General features: G+C 73.2%; 22 protein-coding genes. 15 read left to right on the top strand and 7 right to left on the bottom strand.

The window, feature by feature from the left end; all coding sequences use genetic code 11:
• The first annotated feature begins 333 nt into the window (after nt 1-333).
• On the top strand, nt 334-2865 hold the full coding sequence (locus ACN28G_RS23830; protein WP_091445011.1) for an ATP-dependent Clp protease ATP-binding subunit: 2532 nt from the start codon (nt 334-336) through the stop codon (nt 2863-2865).
• Between the two features lie 69 nt (nt 2866-2934).
• Here the strand turns inward: ACN28G_RS23830 and ACN28G_RS23825 are convergent, their stop codons facing one another.
• Entirely contained in the window at nt 2935-3840 is a 906-nt protein-coding gene (locus tag ACN28G_RS23825; protein WP_091445009.1) for an A/G-specific adenine glycosylase, read from the bottom strand.
• A gap of 96 nt (nt 3841-3936) precedes the next feature.
• Here ACN28G_RS23825 and ACN28G_RS23820 point away from each other — a divergent pair, with 96 nt between their 5' ends.
• From ACN28G_RS23820 to ACN28G_RS23810, 3 genes are all read left to right on the top strand, one after another.
• Nucleotides 3937-4449: a glycine cleavage system protein R gene (locus ACN28G_RS23820; RefSeq protein WP_091445006.1), complete on the top strand. Its 513-nt coding sequence runs from the start codon at nt 3937-3939 to the stop codon at nt 4447-4449.
• Complete coding sequence (locus ACN28G_RS23815; RefSeq protein WP_421480363.1) at nt 4446-4994, top strand: peptide deformylase; 549 nt, start codon at nt 4446-4448, stop codon at nt 4992-4994. Before ACN28G_RS23820 ends, ACN28G_RS23815 begins: the two co-directional genes overlap by 4 nt.
• 104 nt (nt 4995-5098) lie before the next feature.
• Nucleotides 5099-5929 (top strand): hypothetical protein, encoded by an 831-nt coding sequence (locus ACN28G_RS23810; RefSeq protein ID WP_091447591.1) that lies wholly within the window; start codon nt 5099-5101, stop codon nt 5927-5929.
• A 182-nt stretch (nt 5930-6111) separates the two neighbouring features.
• On the opposite strand, the gene disA is transcribed toward ACN28G_RS23810, so the two are convergent.
• The 4 genes from disA to ACN28G_RS23790 all read right to left on the bottom strand — a co-directional run bounded on the left by disA (nt 6112) and on the right by ACN28G_RS23790 (nt 10703).
• Nucleotides 6112-7296: a DNA integrity scanning diadenylate cyclase DisA gene (gene disA, locus ACN28G_RS23805; RefSeq protein WP_091445000.1), complete on the bottom strand. Its 1185-nt coding sequence runs from the start codon at nt 7294-7296 to the stop codon at nt 6112-6114.
• A gap of 95 nt (nt 7297-7391) precedes the next feature.
• A complete protein-coding gene (radA, locus tag ACN28G_RS23800; protein ID WP_373868441.1) occupies nt 7392-8873 on the bottom strand; it encodes a DNA repair protein RadA in 1482 nt (493 codons plus the stop codon).
• 90 nt (nt 8874-8963) lie between these two features.
• Nucleotides 8964-9734, bottom strand: coding sequence for a hypothetical protein (locus tag ACN28G_RS23795; protein ID WP_091444994.1), 771 nt, complete (start codon nt 9732-9734; stop codon nt 8964-8966).
• A gap of 129 nt (nt 9735-9863) precedes the next feature.
• Entirely contained in the window at nt 9864-10703 is an 840-nt protein-coding gene (locus tag ACN28G_RS23790; protein WP_091444991.1) for a UbiA family prenyltransferase, read from the bottom strand.
• A gap of 46 nt (nt 10704-10749) precedes the next feature.
• On the opposite strand from ACN28G_RS23790, the gene ACN28G_RS23785 reads away from it, so the two are divergent.
• The 4 genes from ACN28G_RS23785 to ACN28G_RS23770 are packed head-to-tail and all read left to right on the top strand — an operon-like array spanning nt 10750 to nt 14443.
• On the top strand, nt 10750-11511 hold the full coding sequence (locus tag ACN28G_RS23785) for a methyltransferase domain-containing protein (protein ID WP_091444989.1): 762 nt from the start codon (nt 10750-10752) through the stop codon (nt 11509-11511).
• A gap of 43 nt (nt 11512-11554) precedes the next feature.
• Entirely contained in the window at nt 11555-12724 is a 1170-nt protein-coding gene (locus ACN28G_RS23780) for an acyl-CoA dehydrogenase family protein (protein WP_421480362.1), read from the top strand.
• A 55-nt stretch (nt 12725-12779) separates the two neighbouring features.
• The gene (locus tag ACN28G_RS23775; protein WP_175440684.1) at nt 12780-13838 is read left to right on the top strand and encodes a type III polyketide synthase; all 1059 of its coding nucleotides are present in this window, start codon (nt 12780-12782) and stop codon (nt 13836-13838) included.
• Between the two features lie 56 nt (nt 13839-13894).
• Nucleotides 13895-14443, top strand: a complete 549-nt coding sequence (locus ACN28G_RS23770; RefSeq protein WP_091444986.1) for a hypothetical protein — start codon at nt 13895-13897, stop codon at nt 14441-14443.
• A 13-nt stretch (nt 14444-14456) separates the two neighbouring features.
• Here the strand turns inward: ACN28G_RS23770 and ACN28G_RS23765 are convergent, their stop codons facing one another.
• Entirely contained in the window at nt 14457-15170 is a 714-nt protein-coding gene (locus tag ACN28G_RS23765) for a hypothetical protein (protein ID WP_091444984.1), read from the bottom strand.
• Nucleotides 15171-15546: 376 nt separating this feature from the next.
• On the opposite strand from ACN28G_RS23765, the gene ACN28G_RS23760 reads away from it, so the two are divergent.
• The 4 genes from ACN28G_RS23760 to ACN28G_RS23745 are packed head-to-tail and all read left to right on the top strand — an operon-like array spanning nt 15547 to nt 18371.
• Entirely contained in the window at nt 15547-16032 is a 486-nt protein-coding gene (locus tag ACN28G_RS23760; RefSeq protein WP_007073334.1) for a CarD family transcriptional regulator, read from the top strand.
• A 54-nt stretch (nt 16033-16086) separates the two neighbouring features.
• Nucleotides 16087-16818 carry a 2-C-methyl-D-erythritol 4-phosphate cytidylyltransferase gene (gene ispD / locus ACN28G_RS23755; RefSeq protein WP_091444982.1) on the top strand — a complete coding sequence of 244 codons (732 nt, stop codon included), beginning with the start codon at nt 16087-16089 and terminating at the stop codon, nt 16816-16818.
• On the top strand, nt 16815-17300 hold the full coding sequence (gene ispF, locus ACN28G_RS23750) for a 2-C-methyl-D-erythritol 2,4-cyclodiphosphate synthase (RefSeq protein WP_091444980.1): 486 nt from the start codon (nt 16815-16817) through the stop codon (nt 17298-17300). Before ispD ends, ispF begins: the two co-directional genes overlap by 4 nt.
• Before the next feature lie 9 nt (nt 17301-17309).
• Nucleotides 17310-18371: a tetratricopeptide repeat protein gene (locus ACN28G_RS23745; RefSeq protein ID WP_421480361.1), complete on the top strand. Its 1062-nt coding sequence runs from the start codon at nt 17310-17312 to the stop codon at nt 18369-18371.
• Here the strand turns inward: ACN28G_RS23745 and ACN28G_RS23740 are convergent.
• Nucleotides 18344-19540 carry a homogentisate 1,2-dioxygenase gene (locus ACN28G_RS23740; protein ID WP_421480360.1) on the bottom strand — a complete coding sequence of 399 codons (1197 nt, stop codon included), beginning with the start codon at nt 19538-19540 and terminating at the stop codon, nt 18344-18346. The two genes, ACN28G_RS23745 and ACN28G_RS23740, sit on opposite strands and share 28 nt — an antisense overlap.
• Before the next feature lie 121 nt (nt 19541-19661).
• On the opposite strand from ACN28G_RS23740, the gene ACN28G_RS23735 reads away from it, so the two are divergent.
• The 3 genes from ACN28G_RS23735 to ACN28G_RS23725 all read left to right on the top strand — a co-directional run bounded on the left by ACN28G_RS23735 (nt 19662) and on the right by ACN28G_RS23725 (nt 22060).
• On the top strand, nt 19662-20507 hold the full coding sequence (locus tag ACN28G_RS23735) for a hypothetical protein (protein WP_091444973.1): 846 nt from the start codon (nt 19662-19664) through the stop codon (nt 20505-20507).
• On the top strand, nt 20504-21700 hold the full coding sequence (gene fahA, locus ACN28G_RS23730; protein WP_421480359.1) for a fumarylacetoacetase: 1197 nt from the start codon (nt 20504-20506) through the stop codon (nt 21698-21700). Before ACN28G_RS23735 ends, fahA begins: the two co-directional genes overlap by 4 nt.
• A 150-nt stretch (nt 21701-21850) precedes the next feature.
• Nucleotides 21851-22060, top strand: coding sequence for a DUF397 domain-containing protein (locus ACN28G_RS23725; protein ID WP_091444969.1), 210 nt, complete (start codon nt 21851-21853; stop codon nt 22058-22060).
• The last annotated feature ends 54 nt before the right edge of the window (nt 22061-22114 follow it).

Genomic DNA, 22114 nt, shown 5'->3' with positions numbered 1-22114 from the left:
CGGGAAGGATCCGGCCCGGACGGGCGTTGTCCACAGCCGGTGGAAAGTCTGTCCACAGCCTGTGGACAACCGACGCGGGTGCCCGGACACCCGTCCACCGGACGCGCGGAATTTCGCTCTACGCGTACAGCCGCAGGGCCCGGAACAGGCCCTGAGCGCGGACGGTTGGGTGAAACGACGCGCGAGCGGCGGCCGCCGGAGACACACGACCTCAGCGGAGTCGGCCCGCGGCGATAGAGTAAGGAGGCACGGACGCCCGTCCCGGACGTCCGCGCACCGGCCCCGCCAAGATTCTGACGGTCAAGGCGCACGGCACGTGAGGAGCACGAGGGCATGTTCGAGCGGTTCACCGACCGAGCGCGACGGGTTGTCGTCCTGGCCCAAGAAGAGGCCCGGATGCTCAACCACAACTACATCGGTACGGAACACATCCTGCTGGGCCTGATCCACGAGGGTGAGGGCGTCGCGGCCAAGGCTCTGGAGAGCCTCGGCATCTCCCTGGAGGGCGTCCGCCAGCAGGTCGAGGAGATCATCGGCCAGGGTCAGCAGGCGCCGAGCGGGCACATCCCGTTCACGCCGCGGGCCAAGAAGGTGCTGGAGCTGTCGCTGCGTGAGGCGCTGCAGCTCGGCCACAACTACATCGGTACCGAGCACATCCTGCTCGGCCTGATCCGTGAGGGCGAGGGCGTCGCCGCCCAGGTGCTGGTCAAGCTCGGCGCCGACCTCAACCGGGTCCGCCAGCAGGTGATCCAGCTCCTCTCCGGCTACCAGGGCAAGGAGCCGGCCGCCGCCGGTGCCGCGCCGGGCGAGGCCGCGCCGTCGACCAGCCTGGTGCTGGACCAGTTCGGCCGCAACCTCACCCAGGCCGCCCGCGAGGGCAAGCTCGACCCGGTCATCGGGCGCGAGAAGGAAATCGAGCGGGTCATGCAGGTGCTCTCCCGCCGTACCAAGAACAACCCGGTCCTGATCGGTGAGCCCGGCGTCGGCAAGACCGCCGTGGTGGAGGGGCTGTCCCAGAAGATCATCAAGGGCGAGGTGCCCGAGACGCTCAAGGACAAGCAGCTCTACACGCTCGACCTCGGTGCACTGGTGGCCGGTTCCCGTTACCGCGGTGACTTCGAGGAGCGCCTGAAGAAGGTCCTCAAGGAGATCCGCACCCGGGGCGACATCATCCTGTTCATCGACGAGATCCACACCCTGGTGGGTGCGGGTGCCGCCGAGGGCGCGATCGACGCGGCGAGCATCCTCAAGCCGATGCTGGCCCGGGGCGAGCTGCAGACCATCGGCGCGACCACCCTGGACGAGTACCGCAAGCACCTGGAGAAGGACGCCGCGCTGGAGCGCCGGTTCCAGCCGATCCAGGTGGGTGAGCCGTCGCTGGCGCACACCATCGAGATCCTCAAGGGCCTGCGTGACCGGTACGAGGCGCACCACCGGGTGAGCATCACCGACGCCGCGCTGGTGGCCGCGGCGACCCTTGCCGACCGGTACATCTCCGACCGGTTCCTGCCGGACAAGGCGATCGACCTGATCGACGAGGCCGGTGCCCGGATGCGGATCCGCCGGATGACCGCTCCGCCGGACCTGCGTGACTTCGACGAGCGGATCGCCCAGGTGCGGCGGGACAAGGAGTCCGCGATCGACGCGCAGGACTTCGAGCGGGCCGCCCAGCTCCGCGACAAGGAGAAGCAGCTGCTCGGCCAGAAGGCCCAGCGGGAGAAGGAGTGGAAGGCCGGTGACCTGGACGTCGTCAGCGAGGTCGACGACGAGCAGATCGCCGAGGTGCTCGGCAACTGGACCGGCATCCCGGTCTACAAGCTGACCGAGGAGGAGACCTCGCGCCTGCTGCGCATGGAGGACGAGCTGCACAAGCGCGTCATCGGCCAGGAGGACGCGGTCAAGGCGGTCTCGAAGGCGATCCGGCGGACCCGGGCCGGCCTGAAGGACCCGAAGCGCCCGTCGGGCTCGTTCATCTTCGCCGGTCCCTCCGGTGTCGGTAAGACCGAGCTCTCCAAGGCGCTCGCCGAGTTCCTCTTCGGCTCCGAGGACGCTCTGATCCAGCTGGACATGTCGGAGTTCCACGACCGGTACACGGTCTCCCGGCTGGTCGGTGCGCCTCCCGGCTACGTCGGCTACGACGAGGGTGGCCAGCTGACCGAGAAGGTGCGGCGTCGGCCGTTCTCGGTGGTCCTCTTCGACGAGATCGAGAAGGCCCACCCGGACGTCTTCAACACCCTGCTCCAGATCCTGGAGGACGGTCGGCTCACCGACGGCCAGGGCCGGATCGTGGACTTCAAGAACACCGTCATCATCCTGACCACCAACCTGGGCACCCGGGACGTGGCCAAGGCGGTGTCGCTCGGTTTCCAGGCGTCCGAGGACTCGGACTCCAACTACGAGCGGATGAAGCAGAAGGTAAACGACGAGCTCAAGCAGCACTTCCGGCCCGAGTTCCTGAACCGGATCGACGACACCATCGTCTTCCACCAGCTCCGCCAGAACGAGATCCTGCAGATCGTCGACATCATGATCCAGCGGATCGAGACCCAGCTCCGCAACAAGGACATGGGTCTGGAGCTGACCGACAACGCCAAGAAGTACCTGTCGAAGAAGGGCTTCGACCCGGTGCTCGGAGCGCGTCCACTGCGTCGCACGATCCAGCGCGACATCGAGGACAACCTCTCCGAGCGGATCCTCTTCAACGAGCTGACCCCGGGTCAGATCGTCGTGGTGGACTGCGAGGGTGACCCGGAGGACATCGACAAGTCCAAGCTCATCTTCACGGGCGCGGACAAGCCGGTGGAGGTTCCGGACGCCGTCCCGGCCGACCTGGGCGGCACGGCCGCGGCAGGTGCGGACGAGTAGGGCGAACGACTGAACGGCGTCGGCCCGGTGGCAGCTGCCACCGGGCCGACGCCGTTCTCCGTGAAGCGGTCAGACCACGGCCGGCGCGGGCGGGCCGCCGTCGCCGGCCAGCCGGAACGACGCCGTACCGACCGGCTCGACCAGCCCGTCGGTGACCAGTCCGGCCAGCGCTCGGGCCCGTTGCACGTCGTCGGCCCACACCTGGTCGAGCCGCTGCCGGTCGACCGGGCCGGTGGTCTCCCGGAGTACGCCCAGCAGCAGACCGCGTACCTGTCGATCGGTGCCGGCGTACCGCTGGGGGCGGCGGCTCGGGCCGGTCGGGGCGGCCTGGCCGGAGGTCCGCCACGCGCAGATCGAGGCCACCGGGCAGCGGTCGCAGCGGGGCGACCGGGCCACGCAGAGCACCGCGCCCAGCTCCATGATGGCCGCACTGGCCAGCGCCGCGTCGGCCGGCTCGACGGGGAGCAGCTCCTCGGTGGCGACCAGGTCGGCGGGGCGGGTGGTGGGCCCGGCGTCCGGTTCCCCGGCGATGGCCCGGCAGACCACCCGACGCACGTTCGTGTCGACCACCGGGTGCCGCTGCCCGTACGCGAACGTCGCCACCGCCCGCGCCGTGTAGGTGCCCACCCCGGGTAGCGCCAGAAGCTGGTCCAACCGGTCCGGTACCACTCCGGCGTGCCGTTCGACGATCGCCACCGCACACTCGCGCAACCGGACCGCCCGGCGGGGGTAGCCGAGCCGCCCCCACATCCGGATGGCCTCCGCCGGGGTGTCCTCGGCCAGCGCGGCGGGGGTGGGCCAGCGCTCCAGCCACGCCTGCCAGGCCGGCACCACCCGGACCACCGGCGTCTGCTGGAGCATGACCTCGCTGACCAGGATTGCCCACGGCGACACGCCGGGGTGGCGCCACGGCAGGTCCCGGGCGGTTTCGGAGTACCACCGGCTGACCAGGGTGGCGAACGTTGGCTCAGACATCGCGCGTCGATGATGTCACGGCCCACCTTCCCGCAGGATGGGCGGGCCGGACGGGGGCGTCGCCGGCTGGTCGGACGGTTCGGGGAGAATGCCCCAATGAACCAGCTCGCGATCACTGTCATCGGCCGGGACCGGCCCGGCATCGTGGCCGACGTCGCCGAGGTGCTCGCCCGGCTCGGTGCCAACCTGACCGACTCCACCATGACCCGGCTACGCGGGCACTTCGCGATGACCCTGATCTGTGTCGGCCCGACCGCCGCCGAGGCCGAGGCCGCGTTGGCCCCGCTCGCCGCCGACGGTCAGCTCCTGGCGACCGTACGCGCGGTCACGCCGGACGGGGTCACCGCACCGGCCGGTGAGCCGTACGTGCTGGCGGTGCACGGCGCCGACCGGATGGGCATCGTCGCGGCGATGACCCGGGTCATCGCCGAAGCCGGAGGCAACGTCACCGATCTCAGTACCCGGTTGGCCGGTTCGCTCTACGTGGTGGTCGCCGAGGTGGAGCTGCCGTCGGGGACCGCTTCGGAGCTGACCGCGCAGCTGACCCGGACCGCCGCCGAGCTGGGTGTCGAGGCGACCCTCCGGCCGGCCGACCCGGATCTGCTGTGACCGGCCTCGGTGACTGGACCCCGCAGGCGCTGGCGGTCCCGGGGGAGGTACGGCCGGTGGTCTGCGCCCCCGAGTCGGTGCTCAGCCGGGCGGGCGCCGAGGTCGACCCGAACTCGGCGGAGACGGTACGGCTCGCCGCCGACCTGGTCGCCACCATGCGGGTGGCACCGGGCTGCGTCGGGCTGGCCGCGCCGCAGATCGGGGTCGCGGCACAGGTCTTCGCGGTCGACGTGACCGGGCACCCGAAGGCGGTGACGGTGCACGGCACCTTCGTGCTCTGCAACGCCCGGGTGGTCGAGGCGACCCGCTGGAAGGCCGGCCGGGAGGGCTGCATGTCGGTGCCCGACCTGACCGGGGACGTCAAGCGGGCCAGCCGGCTCGTGGTGGAGGGTGAACTGCCGGGTGTCGGTCGGACGGTCCGGCTGGTGACCGACGCCTTCGAGGCGCGGGCGTTGCAGCACGAGATCGACCACTGTGCCGGTCTGCTCTTCCTCGACCGGGTGGCCGGGGCGCACGCGATCCACCAGCGCAAGGTGTACCTGTGAGGGGGGCGGCCGGGTCGTGAGTGGAAGGTCGTCGCGGTGAGGCGTCGGTGGTCCGGCGCGTCCTGCCGGACGCGGGTGCGGTACGCCGCTACCGTGGGGGCATCATGCGTCTGACGGTCGGTCCCCTGCCATCCGCCGTTTACTGGCGGCGTCGCGCCGTCGTACTCGGAGCGGGGCTTCTTCTCCTGATTGTGCTGCTCTATTCCTGCGACCGGTCGGACAACACCGCCGGGACACCGGAGGGTGGGCCGTCTCCGGCGCCTACCGAATCGGTGCTGACCCCGCAGACCGGCGGGCCCTCCGCGGGCCCGGAGGCGCCGGGAGGCCCCGGCGGCGAGGGCGATCCGGGCGGTGCCGGTCCGGGCGGCGCGGGTCCGGGCGGTTCCGGATCGGACGGTGCCGGGCCCGGTGCCGCCCCGGGCGGCTCGGGGCCCGGTGGTTCGGGGCCCGGTGGTTCGGGCAGCCAGGGTGGGTCGGGGGACTCGGGCTCGGGCGACTCGGGCGGCCCCGGAGGGCCGGTGGCCCCGGCGAGCGACGGTGGCTGCACCGACGCCGAGATCGTGGTGACCCCGGTGGCGGCACCGACGGAGGCCCGCAGCGGCACCGTGGTCGATCTGGAGATCAAGATCAAGAACCTGTCGGAGCGGACCTGTAACCGCGACGTCGGTGCCGATCTCCAGGAGCTGTTCATCAAGGCCGGCGCGGAGCGGGTCTGGTCGTCCGACACCTGCGGTCTGGCCAAGGGCTCCGACGTGCAGTCCTTCGCCCCCGGTTTCGAACGGGCCTACCGGGTCGCCTGGAACGGTCGGGACACCACCCGGTGCGCCGACGGGCTGGCCGCCGGCCCCTTCGCGAAGGCCGGGTCGTACCAGCTCTTCGGTCGGCTCGGCACCAAGCTGAGTGACCCGGTGCGACTCACCATCGTCGAGAGCTGACCCCGGCCCTGGCCCGACCGTCAGCGACGCCGGATCCCGGCACGCCGCCGGCCGACGCCGGGCCCCGGGCCGCCGCCGGCAGCGCGCGGAACCGGGCCGCCGCCGGCAGCGCGCGGAACCGGGCCGCCGTCGACGACACCCCGACGCGCGGTCCGTCGCGTCCGGTGCCGGAGCCGGCGTCCTCAGACGTACCGTTCCAGGATGGACGCCTCGGCGAGCCGGGAGAGGCCCTCCCGGACCCCACGGGCCCGGGCGTCGCCGACGCCGTCGACGGCCTGCAGGTCCTCGACGGTCGCGCCGAGCAGTCGTTGCAGGCTGCCGAAGTGCACCACCAACCGGTCGACGATCGGCACCGGCAGGCGCGGCACCTTGGCCAGCAGACGGAAGCCGCGCGGGCTGACCGCCGCGTCCAGGGCATCCGAGACCGACGGGTAGCCGATCGCCTTCGCCACCGCCACCAGGTCGATCAGCTCGGTGGCACCGAGCAGGTCCAGCTCGACCAGTGCCTCGTCCAGGGTGCGGGACTTGCGGCCGGTGGGCAGATAGTCCCGGATGACCAGGGTGCGGTCGGCGTCCACGCCGGCCATCAGCTCGTCGAGCTGAAGGGCGAGCAGCCGACCGTCGGTGCCCAACTCGACCACGTAGCCGGCGATCTCGTCGGCGATCCGCCGGACCATCTCCAACCGCTGCACCACGGCCACCGCGTCCCGGACGGTGACCAGGTCCTCGATCTCCAGGGCGGAGAGCGTGCCGGAGACCTCGTCCAGCCGGAGCTTGTAGCGCTCCAGGGTGGCCAGGGCCTGGTTGGCCCGGGACAGGATGGCCGCCGAGTCGTCAAGCACGTGCCGCTGGCCGTTGACGTAGAGGCTGATGATCCGCATCGACTGGCTGACCGAGATGACCGGATAGCCGGTCTGCCGGGCCACCCGCTCGGCGGTGCGGTGCCGGGTGCCGGACTCCTCGGTGGGGATCGACGGGTCCGGCATCAGGTGCACGCCGGCCTGGACGATCCGGGTGCCGTCGCTGGAGAGCACCACCGCGCCGTCCATCTTGCACAGCTCCCGGACCCGGGTGGCGGAGAACTCGACGTCCATCGGGAAGCCGCCGGTGCAGATCTGGTCGACGACCTTGTCGTAGCCGAGGACGATCAACGCGCCGGTGCGGCCGCGCAGGATCCGTTCCAGGCCGTCGCGCAGCGCGGTGCCCGGCGCCATCAGGGCCAGATTGGCGCGGAGCGGGTCGCCGCCGGTGCCGGCGGAACCGCCGGTCACGCTGACGCTGATGGGACGGGTGGGCGAACCCACGGCACCCGTACGGACGTGAGGTGTCGCGCCGGCAGGCTTGGTGGCATCGCGGTCGGTCGGCACGGGCACAGTCTACGGAACGCCCTGCGTTGGGTGCTGTCGCGGTTACTGTGATGCGTCACCTGACCGGCCCTTTCTCGTCGACGTACCCGGACAGTTCACCCGGCCGACGCCCGAGCGGCCGCCTGCAACGCGGCCCGCAGGTGGGTGACCTCCACCACTCGCATGTTCTCCGGGCCGGCCCCGGTCGACTCCGGCCCGCACCCGGGCGGCACGAGCGCGAAGCGGAAGCCGAGCCGGGCCGCCTCGGCCAGCCGCCGGGGAACCGCACCGACCCGGCGTACCTCCCCGGTCAGTCCGACCTCGCCGATGGCCACCAGGTGCGGGTCGATGGCCAGGTTGAGCCCGCCGGAGGCGACGGCGAGGGCGACGGCGAGGTCGGCGGCCGGCTCCACCACCCGGATGCCTCCCACGGTGGCGGCGAAGACCTCCCGGTCGTGCAGCGTCAACCGCTCGGTACGCCGTTGGAGCACCGCCAGCACCATCGCCAGCCGGGCACCGTCCAGCCCGGAGACCGTCCGTCGGGGCGACCCGGCGACGGTCGCGCCGATCAGCGCCTGCACCTCGGTGACCAGTGCCCGCCGCCCCTCCATGGCCACCGTGACACAGGTGCCCGGCACCGGCTCGGAGTAGCGGGTCAGGAAGAGCCCGGACGGGTCGGCCAGGCTGCTGATGCCCCCCTCGTGCATCTCGAAGCAGCCCACCTCGTCGGCGGCGCCGAAGCGGTTCTTCACGCCGCGCACCATCCGCAGCGAGGAGTGCTTGTCCCCCTCGAAGTGCAGCACCACGTCGACCAGGTGCTCCAGGACCCGGGGGCCGGCCACCTGACCGTCCTTGGTCACGTGCCCGACCAGCACGGTGGCGATGCCGCGTTCCTTGGCCACCGAGACCAGTGCGGCGGTGACCGCCCGGACCTGGGTGACCCCGCCCGGCACCCCCTCGGTGCCGGTGGTGGAGATGGTCTGCACCGAGTCGAGCACCAGCAGACCCGGCTCGACCGCGTCCAGATGGCCCAGCACCGCGCTCAGGTCGCTCTCGGCGGCCAGGTAGAGCTGCTCGTGCAGGGCGCCCATCCGCTCGGCACGCAACCGCACCTGGCTGACCGACTCCTCGCCGCTGACCACCAGGGACGGGCTGCCCGCGCCGGCCGCCCACTGCTGGGCCACGTCGAGCAGCAGGGTCGACTTGCCGACGCCGGGCTCACCGGCCAGCAGCACCACCGCGCCGGGGACCAGCCCGCCGCCGAGGACCCGGTCCAGCTCGCTGACGCCGGTGGGCCGGGCCCGAGCCGGTGCCGCGCTGATGGTGGCGATCGGGCGGGCCGGCTCGGCCGGCATCCGGGAGCTGACCACCCGTCCGGCCACCGTCGGGCCGGTCACCGTCGACTCGACCACCGAGCCCCACTCGCCGCACTCCGGGCAGCGCCCCACCCACTTGGGGGGCTGGTGGCCGCAGGCGTCGCACTCGTACGCCGGGCGGGGCTCCCGGCCACCGGCCCGGCTGCGGCCCATGGCCGTGCCGCTCTTTGCCCGGCCGGCGGCCGGGCCGCCCGCTGGCAGGCTCGATCGAGAGGTCGTCACGACCAGAACGCTATCCGTCCGCTACGACCAAAAACCGCCGGCGTGGTGGTCACCACGCCGGCGGTCGGTCGAACGGTACGGATCCGGAGGTCAGTGTCCTTCGCCCTCGATACCGAACTCACGCTCGATGATCGGCGAGGGCGGTGCGGCCGGGGTGAGCGGCACGGCGACCGGTGCCGGGGTGCTGAGGGTCTGGCCGTTGCCGAGGTCGAAGACCAGGTTCACCTGCTGGCCGGCGCGCAGCGCCTCGTTCAGACCGACCAACTGGAGCTGGCCGGCGTCGCCCCCGGTGAGCTGCAGGTAGCTCAGTGCCGGGATCTCGAAGCGGGCCGGCGCCCCGGCGGGACCGGACGGGCTGGGCGAGGCCGACTCGTCCGGGCCGGGCGAGGCCGACTCGCTGCCCGCCGGGGTCGGCGACGCGGACCCCTCGGGCGACGCGGACCCCTCCGGTGACGGCGATGCCTCTCCACTGGCGGTCTGGCCGGGCGAGGGCGGGCTGCCCGGGGACTGCGAGGGCGTCGGGTTGGCCGTGGCGTTCGCCCCGCCGACCAGCACGACCTCCCGGGCACTGTCGGTGCTGACGGTGACGGTGACCGGGCTGGCGGTGTCGTTGTAGAGGATCGCGCTCAGCGGGGCGTTCGCTCCGGCGGAGTAGCCCTCGCCGTCGGGGTACGCCACGACCAGGCCGCGGATCTTGAAGCCGTCGTCGGGGGTCTGGATGTTCACGCCCTGGACCGACGGCACCTTGTTGGCCGTCTCCGAGACCTGGCCGGTGCCGCAGCCCGCCGCCAGGCTGGTCGTCGCCGCCAGACCGGCCAGCAGCACGGCCGCCCGTCGGGATCCCCTGATCGAGCGCGTCACGTCGGTCCTCCTCGTTACGATCCCGGCCCGGGCGCACGCCGGGCGCGGTGGCCATACCCGCGCAGACCGCGCTCCAGGGTAGTTGGGCCACGGCGACCGTCGCACGGCGACCCGGGAATGCCGGGGTGCTCAGACCACCCGCCCGCTCGCCACGAGCAGCACCACATCGATCAACGCCACCAGCAGGACCGCCCGGAAGGCGGCCACCGGCCGGCCCGGCTCCCGGCCGGCGCGGCGCTCGCCGTACCAGCTCAGCGGTGGCACCACGGCGGCGGTGACCACCGCCGCGAGCCCGCCGACCGACGGGGGCCCGGGCGGCCCGAAGACCAGGATCACGGTCGCGGCCAGCAGGAGCCCGGCGGCGGCCAGCCAACTGCCCACCGGACCGATCCGGTGCGGCAGGCCACGGATGCCGGTACGCGCGTCGTCGGCCAGGTCGGGCAGGACGTTGGCGAAGTGCGCGCCGGCGCCCAGGCAGGCCCCGGCGGCGACCAGCCAGACCGGCGGGGTGGGCGCGCCGGGCAGCGCCAGCACCACGAACGCCGGCAGCGCCCCGAAGGAGAACGCGTACGGCAGCACCGAGGCGGCGGTGGCCTTCAGCGGCCAGTCGTAGAGCAGGGCCGAGACCAGGGCGGCGGTGATCCAGAACGCCGCCGTGCGGTTGGTGGTCAGCGCGAACAGCGGGGTGGCCAGGGCGGCAGCCGTGGCGGCCAGGGCGACGGTCCCTCGGCCGACCGCGCCCGAGGCCACCGGTTTGTCGGTACGCCCCACCGTGGTGTCCCGCCCGGCGTCGAGCGCGTCGTTGGCCCATCCGGTCGCCAGTTGACTGGCCCCCACCGTGGCCAGCACCGCGAGCACCCCGGCTGGTCGGTGCCCCACCCCCCAGGCGAGCAGTCCGGCGGCCACCGTCACCGCCGCCGCCGGCTCCGGGTGACTCGCTCTGACCAGCCCTAACACCAATCGCGACATAAGGGAAGTCTGGTCGTTACCGGGGAGTCGTGCCACGCTCGGTGGCATGCCACCCGCCGGTCCGACACCGCCCGCCGTCCCCGCCGGGCCGCTGCCCCGCAACGACCCCCGGCAGTACGACGAACTCGCGGGCGAGTGGTGGCGACCGGACGGCGCGTTCGCCATGCTGCACTGGCTGGCCCGGGCCCGGGCCGCGCTGGTGCCCCCGGCGTCCCGCCCCGACGCGCTCCTGGTCGACCTGGGCTGCGGCGCCGGGCTGCTCGCCCCGCACCTGGCCGGCAAGGGTTACCGGCACGTCGGGGTGGACCTCACCGGATCCGCGCTGGAGCAGGCCCGCACCCACGGGGTGACCGTGGTCAACGCCGACGCCACGGCGGTACCGCTCGCCGACGGCTGCGCCGACGTGGTGGCCGCCGGGGAACTGCTGGAACACGTACCGGACTGGCGGCGGGCGGTCGGCGAGGCGTGCCGCCTGCTGCGGCCGGGCGGCCTGTTGGTGCTCGACACCCTCAACGACACCGCGTTGAGCCGGCTGGTCGCGGTCGGGGTCGCCGAGCGGCTGCCCACCGTCCCCCGGGGCATTCACGACCCACGGTTGTTCGTGGACCATCGCGCCCTGCTCGCCGAGTGTGCCCGGCACGGCGTCGACCTACGGGTCCGCGGGGTCCGGCCGGAGGTGTCGGGGCTCATCGGCTGGCTGGCCCGGCGGCTGGTGGCCACCGAGGGCCCGGGTGGCCGTCCACCCCGGATCGTGCCTACCTGGTCCACCGCCGTGTTGTACCAGGGGCGGGGCGTCCGGCGCGGATAGCGCCGACGTCACGGGGTAGTGGTGACGTCGAGGAGGAACGACGATGACGCAGCAAGCGCTGGAGGCGGCCCGCCGGTTGGCACCCCGGTTCGCCGCCCGGGCGGCCGGGCACGACCGGGACGGGACGTTCCCGGTCGCGGACTTCGCCGACCTCCGCGAGGCGGGCCTGTTCGGTCTGATGGTCCCGGTCGAGCTGGGCGGGTCGGGTGCGACCTTCGCCGAGTACGCCGCGGTCGCCGCCGAGTTGGCCCGGGGCAACGGCGCGACCGCGCTGGTGTTCAACATGCACGCCTCCGTCACCGGTGCGCTCGGCGCGGTCGACGAGGACCTGGCCGAGGCGCTGGGGGTACCCGACGAGGCGCTGGCCGCCCGGGACGCCCTGCTGCGCGCGGCGGCCGAGGGGGCCTGGTACGCGGTGGCGATGAGTGAACGCGGCGCCGGTGCCCGGTTGTCCCAGCTCAGCACGGAGTACCAGCCGGTGGACGGTGGCTGGCAGCTCAAGGGCAGCAAGACCTTCTGTTCCGGTGCCGGGCACGCCGACGGGTACCTGGTGGCGGCGCGCAGCGCGGCGGACTCGTCGGTGGTCTCCCAGTTCCTGGTGCCGGCGACCGGTGACGGCCTGCGGGTGGAGCCGACCTGGGACTCCATGGGTATGCGCGCGACCTCCTCGCACGACCTGCACCTGGACGTGACCGTCCCGGCCGACCGGCTGCTCGGCGGGGTGGAGGGGTTGGCGCTGGTGATTGCCCAGCTGATGCCGCACTGGCTGGTCGCCAGCTACGCCGCGGTCTACACCGGGGTGGCCCGGGCCGCGGTCGAGGCGGCGGCCGCGCACCTCAACGCCCGTGACCTGGCCGGCCTGCCGGCGGTACGGGCCCGGCTCGGGCGGGCCGACGCGGCGGTGGCCGCCGCGTCGCTGGCGGTGGCCGAAGCCGCCCGCCGGGTGGACGAGGCCCCGGGCGACGCCGAGACCAACCGCTGGGTGTGGCGGGCGAAACTGCTGGCCGGTACGACCGCGGCCGAGGTCGCGGCGAGCATGGTGGAGGCGGCCGGCACCTCGGCGACCCGGCGGGGCCATCCGCTGGAGCGGCTCTACCGGGATGCCCGGTGCGGCTCGTTGCACCCGGCCACCTCGGACGTCTGCGCCGACTGGCTCGGCATCGCGGCACTGGGCGGGGACCCGGACCGCGACACCGCGACACCGCGGTGGTGAGCGCCGCCGATCGACACCGCGGTGGTGACCGCCGACGCGGCAGGGCTGACGAGAGGTGGGCATGGTGGCCGTTCCGGTGATCACGGGGCTCGGGACGGCGCACCCGCCGTCGTCCACGCAGGACGAGCTGTGGACGGGTTTCTTCGCCGGGCACTTCTCCGGTGCCACCCGGGAGCTGGGCCGGCGGGTCTTCGCCAACTCCGGGGTGCACCAGCGGCAGGCGGTGGTGAACCCGCTGCTGGAGGACGTCTCGCAGTGGCCCACCGAAAGCCGGATGCGCCGGTACCAGGTGGAGGCGTTGCCGTTGGGCCGGCAGGCCGTCGAGCGGGCGCTCGCCGCGGCCGGCCTCGCCGCCGCCGACGTGGGCCTCTTCGTCGTCTGCTCCTGCACCGGGTACGCCACTCCGGGGCTGGACATCCTGCTCGCCCGGGACCTCGGCATGGCCGCCGACACGCAGCGGATGTTCGTCGGGCACATGGGCTGTTACGCCGCCTTGCCGGGGTTGGGTGCCGCCAGCGACTTCGTCACCGCCCGCAGCCGGCCGGCGGTGCTGCTCTGCGCCGAGCTGACCAGCCTGCACCTGCAGCCGTCCACCGCCCGGATGGACACCCAGCAGGTCATCTGTCACGCGCTCTTCTCCGACGCCGCAGCCGCCGCCGTGGTCGTGCCGAACGCCCGGGGGTACGCCCTGCGTGAGGTCGCCTCGGTCACCGACACCTCGACGGCCGACCACATGACCTGGGACGTGACCGACACCGGCTTCCGGATGGGGCTGTCGGCGAAGGTGCCGCAGGTGCTTTCCCGGCACGTGCGGGGCCTGGTCGAGGAGCTGCTCACCCGGCACGGCACCAAACTGTCCGAGGTGGACGGCTGGGCGGTGCATCCCGGTGGGCCGCGCATCCTCACCGTGGTCGAGCGGGAGCTGGCGCTGCCACCGGAGGCCCTGGCGGCCTCCCGGGCCACCCTGGCCGAACACGGCAACTGTTCGTCGCCGACGGTGCTGCTGATCCTGGACCGGCTGCGTCGGGCGGTCTCTCCACCGGACCGGGTGGTGCTGCTCGCCTTCGGCCCCGGGCTGACCCTCTACACGGCCCTGCTCGAACGGCACGACTGACCGCCCGGCCGGGCTCGACGGTGGGACCGGTGCCGTCGGCTGGCTACCCTCGACGGGTGAGCGGTGCGGCGGGTGACGGGCTTCGCGGTGCCCTGCTGACCGGGTTGGCGCTGGTCACCCTGGTCGCCGGTGGCGTGTGGTGGCAGGCCAACGCCCCGGGTCCGGCCACTGTCGGCCCCTCGGAGCTGACCCGGTCGGAGCCGGGCCGGACCTCTCAGGTCGTCACCGTCGACCCCGGGACCGGTCAGGTGGTGGACGGGCCGCGCCGGGTGCTGGTCTACGACGGGTACCCGGGGGTCGGGCTGGCCCGGTTCGCCGAGACCGTCTGGCGGGACCGGGTGACCATCCGACCGGACGACCCGGTCCGCTGGGACTTCGACTCCCGGGAGGGCCGGCGGTACCTGCTGCAGTACCGCTGCACCGGGGCGGGCCAACTGGTGGTCTGGGCGTCCCGGGGGCGCGCCTCCGAGGCCGAGCGGTCGACCTGCGACGGCTCCCTGACCGGGCTGGAGCTGTCGGGGGAGGGCCGTCGGCTGCGGCTGCGGTTGGCGGTCTCCGGGCCGGCTCCGGCCGAGGTGCAGATCCAGTTGGTCACCCTGCCCTGAGCGGGGTCGACGGTCACCGGGTCAGGGCGGCCAGGTCGCTGCGGTAGTCCTCGACCGTCCGGACCTCGGCGACCACCCGCAGCAGGGTGCCCGAGCGGTCCACCAGCAGCACGGTGGCGCTGCCGGGCCGCCCCGGCAGGCGGAGGAAGGCGCGCAGGCCACCGGCCGGGTCGGCGAGTGGTCGTACCGGCGGGGCGGTGGTGGGTGGGCCCGTGCGGTCGCCGGTGACCGGCACGACGGAGACCTCGGGCGGGGCGGCGGCGACGGCCTCGGCCACCTGGTCCGCGCACTCGCAGGTGTCCACCAGGATGATCACCGCCGGCAGCAGGCCACGCAGCGACACCGGCGACTGTTCCGCGTCGACCAGGTCCAGGGCCGGCAGCGACCGGCCGGCCAGCCCGGTGGGTGGGGTCGGGTACGGCACCACGGTCGGCCGGTCTCCGCCGCGGGAGGGTCGGGGCCAGGTGCCGGCCAGCAGCGCGCCGGTGGTGATCAGCGCGACCACCAGCAGGATCAGCACCGGCAGGCCCAGCATCCGGTGGCCGGAGCCACCGAGTCGGCGCTGCCAGCGCCGACGGCGGGCCTGGCCGCGCAGCTCGCGCCGGACCAGTGCGGTCTCGGCGGCGAGCGCGGAGGGATCGTCGGGGACGACCACCCGGCCCCACTCGGCCGGCAGGTCGGGCAGTCCGTCGGTGGGCCCGGGGCCCTCTGCGTCCGGCATGCCCATCGAACCACCCCCTGACGAACCTGAGCGCTCAGCGGTGCCTCTCCAGCGTCCCGTACCGGGCGGTCTGACGCCACACCTGAGCGGAGGTGAGATCTGGGGGATATCATGGAACCGTGCGCCGACCTGGCTCAAGGGCGGCGACGGCACGGCAGGGCGCAAGAGCACAGCCGCCAAGGGGGGTCGACAGCTCCGACCACCCTTCACCGGGAAGGCATTTGGCGGTCACGCAGCGTGTTCGATCCATCGAATCGGCCCCTTGTCAAGCCGAAGAAATACCTCTCACAGGGCCTCTGAGCTGCGCCAACGGTCAGGTCAGCGGTGAGACATCGGTGCCTGAGCGTGTTACCCTAGACACAGCGAAAGGGGTTTCGAACCTATGGTTTTCAGTGTCGGCGAGACCGTTGTTTACCCCCACCACGGGGCCGCACTCATCGAGGCAATCGAGACTCGGGTCATCAAGGGCGAGCCCAAGCAGTACCTCGTCCTGAGGGTCGCACAGGGTGACCTGACCGTCCGGGTGCCCGCTGAGAACGCCGAGATCGTGGGCGTGCGTGAGGTGGTCGGCGAAGAGGGCCTCGGCAAGGTCTTCGACGTTCTCCGGGCTCCGCACACCGAGGAGCCGACCAACTGGTCGCGACGTTACAAGGCAAATCTGGAAAAGCTGGCCTCGGGTAACCCGCTGAAGGTCGCCGAGGTCGTCCGCGACCTGTGGCGTCGGGAGCGGGAGCGGGGCCTCTCCGCGGGTGAGAAGCGGATGCTCGCCAAGGCCCGCGACATCCTCGTCGGTGAGGTCGCGCTGGCGGAGAAGAGCACCAAGGACGAGGCGGAGACGCTGCTCGACAAGGTGCTGACCGAGGCCTAGTCCCCGCAGCATCGTCGTACCCACCTTGCAGCAAAAGAATCCGAGGACCGCGACGTGACCGCGCAGCTCAACCCGCGCGGTGACGTCGCGGTCCTCGTGCCTGCGGCCGGTGCCGGGGTACGCCTCGGTCCCGGCCGTCCCAAGGCACTGCGACTGCTCGCCGGCGAGCCCCTGCTGGTGCACGCGGTACGCCGGCTCGCCGCCGCGCCGTCCGTGCACACCATCGTGGTGGCCGCCCCGGTCGCCGATGTCGAGGCGGTCCGGGACCTGCTCGCCCCGGTGGCCCCGGTCAGCGTGGTCCCCGGCGGCGCGCACCGGCAGGCCTCGGTGGCCGCCGCCCTGGCCGCCGTACCCGCCGGACCGGAGATCGTCCTGGTCCACGACGCGGCCCGCGCGCTCACCCCGGCCGAGTTGATCGAGTCGGTGGCCGCGGCCGTGCGTGCCGGCGCTGACGCGGTGATCCCCGTTCTCCCGGTGGTCGACACGGTCAAGGAGGTCGACTCCGAGGAGCGGGTCCTCGGTACGGTCGACCGGTCGGCCCTGCGCGCGGTGCAGACTCCCCAGGGTTTCCGTCGGGCCGTGCTGGCCGCCGCCCACGCCGGCGCGGGTGACCCACTCACCGACGACGCGGGCCTGGTCGAGAAGCAGGGCGTGCCGGTGCGGTGCGTCCCCGGTTCGGAGTACGCCCTGAAGATCACCCGACCGTTCGACCTGACCCTCGCCGAGCACCTGCTCGCCGCCGACGGCGTAGCGTCGGACAGCTCCGTGGCACGTACCCTGTTTTGATGATCGTTCCCCGGGTGGCCATCGGCACCGACGTGCACGCCTTCGAGCCCGGTCGGCCCTGCTGGGTCGCCGGCCTGCACTGGCCGGGCCAGGACGGGTTGGCCGGGCACTCGGACGCCGACGTCGCCGCCCACGCCGCCTGCAACGCGCTGCTCTCCGCCGCCGGCCTCGGTGACCTGGGGTCCAACTTCGGCGTCGGTGAGCCGGAGTGGGCGGGTGCCTCCGGCGTCGCGTTGCTCACCGAGAGCGCCCGCCGGGTGCGGGCGGCCGGGTTCGAGATCGGCAACGTCTCGGTGCAGGTCGTCGGGGTACGCCCCAAGATCGGACCGCGGCGGGAGGAGGCCCAGCGGGTGCTCTCGGCGGCGGTCGGCGCGCCGGTGACCGTCTCCGCCGCCACCACCGACGGGCTCGGCTTCACCGGCCGTGCCGAGGGGCTCACCGGTATCGCGGTGGCCCTGGTGTACCCGGCCGAGTCGGCCTAGGCTCGCGCGATGTCCAGCGACCCCACCTCCGACGAGTCCGCCGACGGCTACCTCCAGCGGGCCCAGCTCCTGGCCGAGCTGGGCCGGTACGACGAGGCGGCGGCGGAACTGGGGTTCGCCGTCACCCTCGACCCGGGCAGCGCGGCGGCGTTGACCATGCTGGCCCGGGTACGGCTCGCCGCCGACCAGCCGGCGCAGGCGCGTACCGTGGCCGAGCAGGCGGTGGCGGTCGCACCCGGGGCCCTCGCGCCGTTGGTGGTACGGGCGCTGGCCCTGATCGACCTGCGGGAGTTCGCCGAGGCGGCCCGGACCGCCGACGAGATCCTGGCGCTCGGCCCGGACGACGCGTACGCCCAGCGGAGCGCCGCGGCGGTGCTGGCCGGCGCGCGCAACGGCCAGCCGGCGCTGAACGCGGCCTGGCGCGGGGTGGAGCTGGCGGTCGAGGAGCCGCAGGCGCACCTGGTGCTCGGGCTGGTGGCGGCCCGGCTGGGCCTGTTCGACCTGGCTGAGCGGGCCTACCGGGAGGCGCTGCGGCTGAACCCGCAGCTGGCCGAGGCCCGGTACGACGTCGGTGTCCTCCGGCTCGAACAGCGGCGGTACGCCGAGGAGCTGGAGCAGTTGGCCGAGGCGGCGGCGCCGACAGTGGCACCGGAGCCGGCCGGGAACCCAGCGATGCCGGTAGTGGCCGGGAACCGCCGGACCATCTCCGAGGGGCTGCGCCGGTTGGTCCTGCACGGCGCCGGCTGGTCGTTGATCGGCACGGTGCTGGTGGCCTGCGTGGCGGCCGACAACGGCGGGCTGTCCCGGTTGCTCGCGCTGGCGGCGGCGCTCGGCTGCGGGCTGGTGGTGTGGCGGTACGCCACCCGGCTACCCGGGCTGACCAGCACCGTCCTTCCCGGCCTGGCGCGCTCCGACCGGATGGTCGCGGTGGCCGTGTACGCGGTGGCCGCCGCACCGGTGCTGATCCTGCTCTACGCGGTGTTCGGTTCCCCCTGGCCGCTGGTGCTCTCGATCGTCGCCACCGCGGTGGCCCAGTTGACGGTCTACGGGCGGGCCCAGGTGAAGGCGTAGGCGTCGTCCTCGCAGGCCCGGGCGGCGTCGCAGAGGTCGAGCGGACGGAAGGTGTCCACCATGACCGCCAGTTCGTCGAAGTAGTCGACCCCGATCGACCGTTCGGCGGCCCCGGGCTGCGGGCCGTGGGTGAAGCCGGACGGGTGCAGCGAGATCGAGCCCTGCTCGATGCCGGAGCCGCGCCGGGCCTCGTAGTTGCCGCCGGTGTAGAAGAGCATCTCGTCGGAGTCGACGTTGTGGTGGTTGTACGGCACCGGGATGGCCTGCGGGTGGTAGTCCACCTTGCGCGGCACGAACGAGCAGATCACGAAGTTCGGGCCCTGGAAGGTCTGGTGCACCGGCGGCGGCTGGTGGATCCGGCCGGTGATCGGCTCGAAGTCGTGGATGGAGAACGCCCACGGGTAGAGGTGGCCGTCCCAGCCGACCACGTCGAACGGGTGGTGGGCGTAGACGTACCGGGTCCAGGCGGTGCCGTCGCCGCCCGGGCCGGCGGCCCGGGAGCGGTGTCGGACCAGCACCTCCACGTCGGTGTCGTCGACCTGCAGCGTCGCGTCCGGTCCCCGGACGTCGCGCTCGCAGTACGGGGAGTGCTCCAGGAACTGGCCACGGACCGAGAGGTACCGCTTGGGCGGGCCGATGTGGCCGGTCGCCTCGATGGCCAGCAGCCGGGTCGGCTCGCTGCCGGTCGGTACGAGCCGGTGGATGGTGGAGGTGGGGATGACGACGTAGTCGCCGGCGACCGCCTCCAGCACGCCGAACGGCGACTCCACCCGCAGGCCGCCGGACTCCAGGTAGAGGCACTCGTCGCCGGTGGCGTTGCGGTACAGCGGGCCGGGCCGGTCGGCCAGCACGTAGGAGATCCGTACGTCGTCGTTGGCCAGCAGCGCCTGCCGGCCGAGGACCGGGTCGGCCCCGGTGCCGTCGAGTTTGTGGGTACGCAGGTGGCGGGGCTTGAGCGGTAGGTTCGGCAGCCGGGTGGTGGTGGTCGGCGGGCGGAACTCCTCGGCGGCCACGATCGCGGTCGGCGGGTACCGGTGGTAGAGCAGGGACGAGTCGGCGGAGAAGCCCTCCTGGCCCATCAGCTCCTCGGCGTAGAGGCTGCCGTCGGGCTGGCGGAACTGGGTGTGCCGTTTACGGGGTACCTCGCCGACGCGGCGGTAGTACGGCATGTCGCCTCCGTGACTCGGATCGAGTGCGGCGTATCTCGTCGCACCGCATCAGCTGTGGCGCCGCGTCCGGTAATCGGACGCTGTTGTCCGTTCCTTGTAGGGTCCCGTACATTCTTGTCTCGTGTCAACGCAGGTGCCCCGCCTCCTGACCGGACTCGTCGACGACGCCGCCGTCTTCCCGCCCGGCAGCGCCGCCCTGCCCGACGCGGTTCGCGCGCACCGCGCCCACCGCACCGCCTGGTACGCCGACCTGGTCGGCCCGCTCCTGGTGCCGGCGAGCGCCCTGCCGGCGCTGGCCGGGCTGCTCGACGACACCCCGATCGAGGTCGGGGTGATCGGTGACCTGCCGATCGACCAGCTCGACCGGGCCCTCGCCGAGGCCGACCGGCGGATCGTGGTCCGGCAGGTCGAGGCGGCGGTCGGCAAGCGGGGGGAGGACCCGGCTCCCGGCCTGGCCGCGCTGCTCGCCCGCGCCGACGGCATCGACCGGTACGCCGAGATCCCGCTGACCTTCGGGCTGATGGCGGCGCTGGACACCCTGGCCACCGCCCGGCAGGCCGGGCAGCCGGTCGCGGCGAAGTTCCGCACCGGCGGGCTGGCCGCCGAACTCTTCCCCCGCCCGGCCGAGCTGGCCGCGGTGATCTGCGCCTGCCGGGACCGGGACCTGCCCTTCAAGCTGACCGCCGGGCTGCACCACGCGGTCCGCCACCTCGACCCGGAGACCGGGTTCACCCACCACGGCTTCGGTAACGTGCTGGCGGCGGTACTCGTCGCCGCCGACGGCGAGACCGTGGACACCGTCGCGGCACGGCTCGCCTCGACCGACCCGCTACCGGTGGCCGAACGCGTCCGCGCCGACCTGGCCGGCGACCGGCCGTGGTGGGTCGGGTTCGGTTCGTGCAGCGTCTCGGAACCACTTACCGATCTGATCCGGCTGGGGCTGGTGAACGGGGGATACCAACAATGACCTGGGTGACCGGCGCGAACGGCTCGCCGTACGGGGTGACCAACCTGCCGTACGGGGTGTTCCGGACCGAGGGGCGGGAGCCACGGATCGGGGTACGGATCGCCGACCAGGTGTTCGACCTCGCCGCAGCGGAGGCGGCCGACCTGGTGCTCGCCGGTGGGGCGCTCTCCCGGGCCACCCTCAACGAGTTCATGGCGTTGGGGCGCCCGCAGTGGACGGCGGTCCGGCAGCGGGTGACCGAACTGCTCACCGACGAAGCCCACCGGGCGGCGGTGCAGCCGCTGCTGGTGCCGCTGGCCGAGGTGGAAATGCTGCTGCCCTTCGAGGTGGCCGACTACGTCGACTTCTACTCCTCCGAACACCACGCGTCGAACGTCGGGCAGATCTTCCGCCCCGGCCAGCCACCGCTGCTGCCCAACTGGAAGCACCTGCCGATCGGGTACCACGGCCGGGCCGGCACGGTGGTGGTCTCCGGCACCCCGGTGGTCCGGCCGCGGGGCCAGCGGGCCACCGCCGACGGCCCGGTCACCGGCCCCTCGGTACGCCTCGACATCGAGGCCGAGGTCGGCTTCGTGGTGGGGGTGCCCAGCCCGCTGGGCCGACCGGTCGGCGTCGACGACTTCGCCGACCACGTCTTCGGGGTGGTGCTGGTCAACGACTGGTCCGCCCGGGACATCCAGGCCTGGGAGTACCAGCCACTCGGCCCGTTCCTGGGCAAGTCCTTCGCCACCTCGGTCGCGGCCTGGGTGACCCCGCTGGAGGCGCTCGGCGCGGCCTTCGTACCCGCGCCGGAGCAGGACCCGCCGGTCGTCGACTACCTGCGGGACGTGCCCCACCTGGGGCTGGATCTGCGCCTGACGGTCGAGTGGAACGGCGAACGGGTGAGCGAGCCACCGTTCGCCACCATGTACTGGACCCCGGCACAGCAGTTGGCCCACCTGACCGTCAACGGGGCGTCGCTGCGCACCGGCGACCTGTACGCCTCCGGCACCGTCTCCGGCCCCGAACGTACCCAGGTCGGGTCGTTCCTGGAACTGACCTGGGGCGGCACCGAGCCGGTCACGGTCGGCACCCAGAGTCGTACCTTCCTCGCCGACGGTGACACGGTGACCATCGGGGCCACCGCGCCGGGGCCGGACGGCACCACCATCGCCCTCGGTGAGGTGACCGGGACCATCCGCCCGGCCCGCTGACCCGCCCGGTCGCACATCGGGTGCGACCGGGGACCGTGGCTCCTCTCGTTGATCGACCGGACTCATCGCCAGCCACGCGCCGGTACCCGGGCACCCCGCCCGGAACGCCGGGCGTGGCGGTGCCGTTTCGATCGGAGAGGAAGCAACACGATGAACGAGCTCACGGGTGCCATCTGGCGGACCAGCAGCCGCTCCAACGACCAGGGGCTCTGCGTGGAGGTGGCGGACAACCTGGTCGCCACCCTCGGGGTGGTCGGGGTGCGCGACTCCAAGGACCGCAGCGGGCCCAGCCTGGAGATCGGCCCGCTGGACTGGTCGGCCTTCGTCGGCGGCATCCGGGCCGGCGGGTTCCGCCGCTGACCCCGTTCCGCCGCCGGCCGAACGGGGAGAGCCCGCCACGCCGAGCGGCGGAAT

Origin of the sequence: Micromonospora sp. WMMA1923, from assembly GCF_049179195.1 — a bacterium.
In the GTDB taxonomy this organism is placed as follows: Bacteria; Actinomycetota; Actinomycetes; order Mycobacteriales; family Micromonosporaceae; genus Micromonospora; species Micromonospora yangpuensis.
This window is presented reverse-complemented; position numbering and strand designations above follow the sequence as displayed.

Excerpts from the sequence above, each read along its gene's own strand:
- ACN28G_RS23830 (WP_091445011.1), top strand. The coding sequence starts at position 334 with ATGTTCGAGCGGTTCACCGACCGAGCGCGACGGGTTGTCGTCCTGGCC.
- ACN28G_RS23825 (WP_091445009.1), bottom strand. The coding sequence starts at position 3,840 with ATGTCTGAGCCAACGTTCGCCACCCTGGTCAGCCGGTGGTACTCCGAA.
- ACN28G_RS23820 (WP_091445006.1), top strand. The coding sequence starts at position 3,937 with ATGAACCAGCTCGCGATCACTGTCATCGGCCGGGACCGGCCCGGCATC.
- ACN28G_RS23810 (WP_091447591.1), top strand. The coding sequence starts at position 5,099 with ATGCGTCTGACGGTCGGTCCCCTGCCATCCGCCGTTTACTGGCGGCGT.
- ACN28G_RS23790 (WP_091444991.1), bottom strand. The coding sequence starts at position 10,703 with ATGTCGCGATTGGTGTTAGGGCTGGTCAGAGCGAGTCACCCGGAGCCG.
- ACN28G_RS23785 (WP_091444989.1), top strand. The coding sequence starts at position 10,750 with ATGCCACCCGCCGGTCCGACACCGCCCGCCGTCCCCGCCGGGCCGCTG.
- ACN28G_RS23780 (WP_421480362.1), top strand. The coding sequence starts at position 11,555 with ATGACGCAGCAAGCGCTGGAGGCGGCCCGCCGGTTGGCACCCCGGTTC.
- ACN28G_RS23765 (WP_091444984.1), bottom strand. The coding sequence starts at position 15,170 with ATGGGCATGCCGGACGCAGAGGGCCCCGGGCCCACCGACGGACTGCCC.
- ACN28G_RS23760 (WP_007073334.1), top strand. The coding sequence starts at position 15,547 with ATGGTTTTCAGTGTCGGCGAGACCGTTGTTTACCCCCACCACGGGGCC.
- ACN28G_RS23745 (WP_421480361.1), top strand. The coding sequence starts at position 17,310 with ATGTCCAGCGACCCCACCTCCGACGAGTCCGCCGACGGCTACCTCCAG.
- ACN28G_RS23740 (WP_421480360.1), bottom strand. The coding sequence starts at position 19,540 with ATGCCGTACTACCGCCGCGTCGGCGAGGTACCCCGTAAACGGCACACC.
- fahA (WP_421480359.1), top strand. The coding sequence starts at position 20,504 with ATGACCTGGGTGACCGGCGCGAACGGCTCGCCGTACGGGGTGACCAAC.
- ACN28G_RS23725 (WP_091444969.1), top strand. The coding sequence starts at position 21,851 with ATGAACGAGCTCACGGGTGCCATCTGGCGGACCAGCAGCCGCTCCAAC.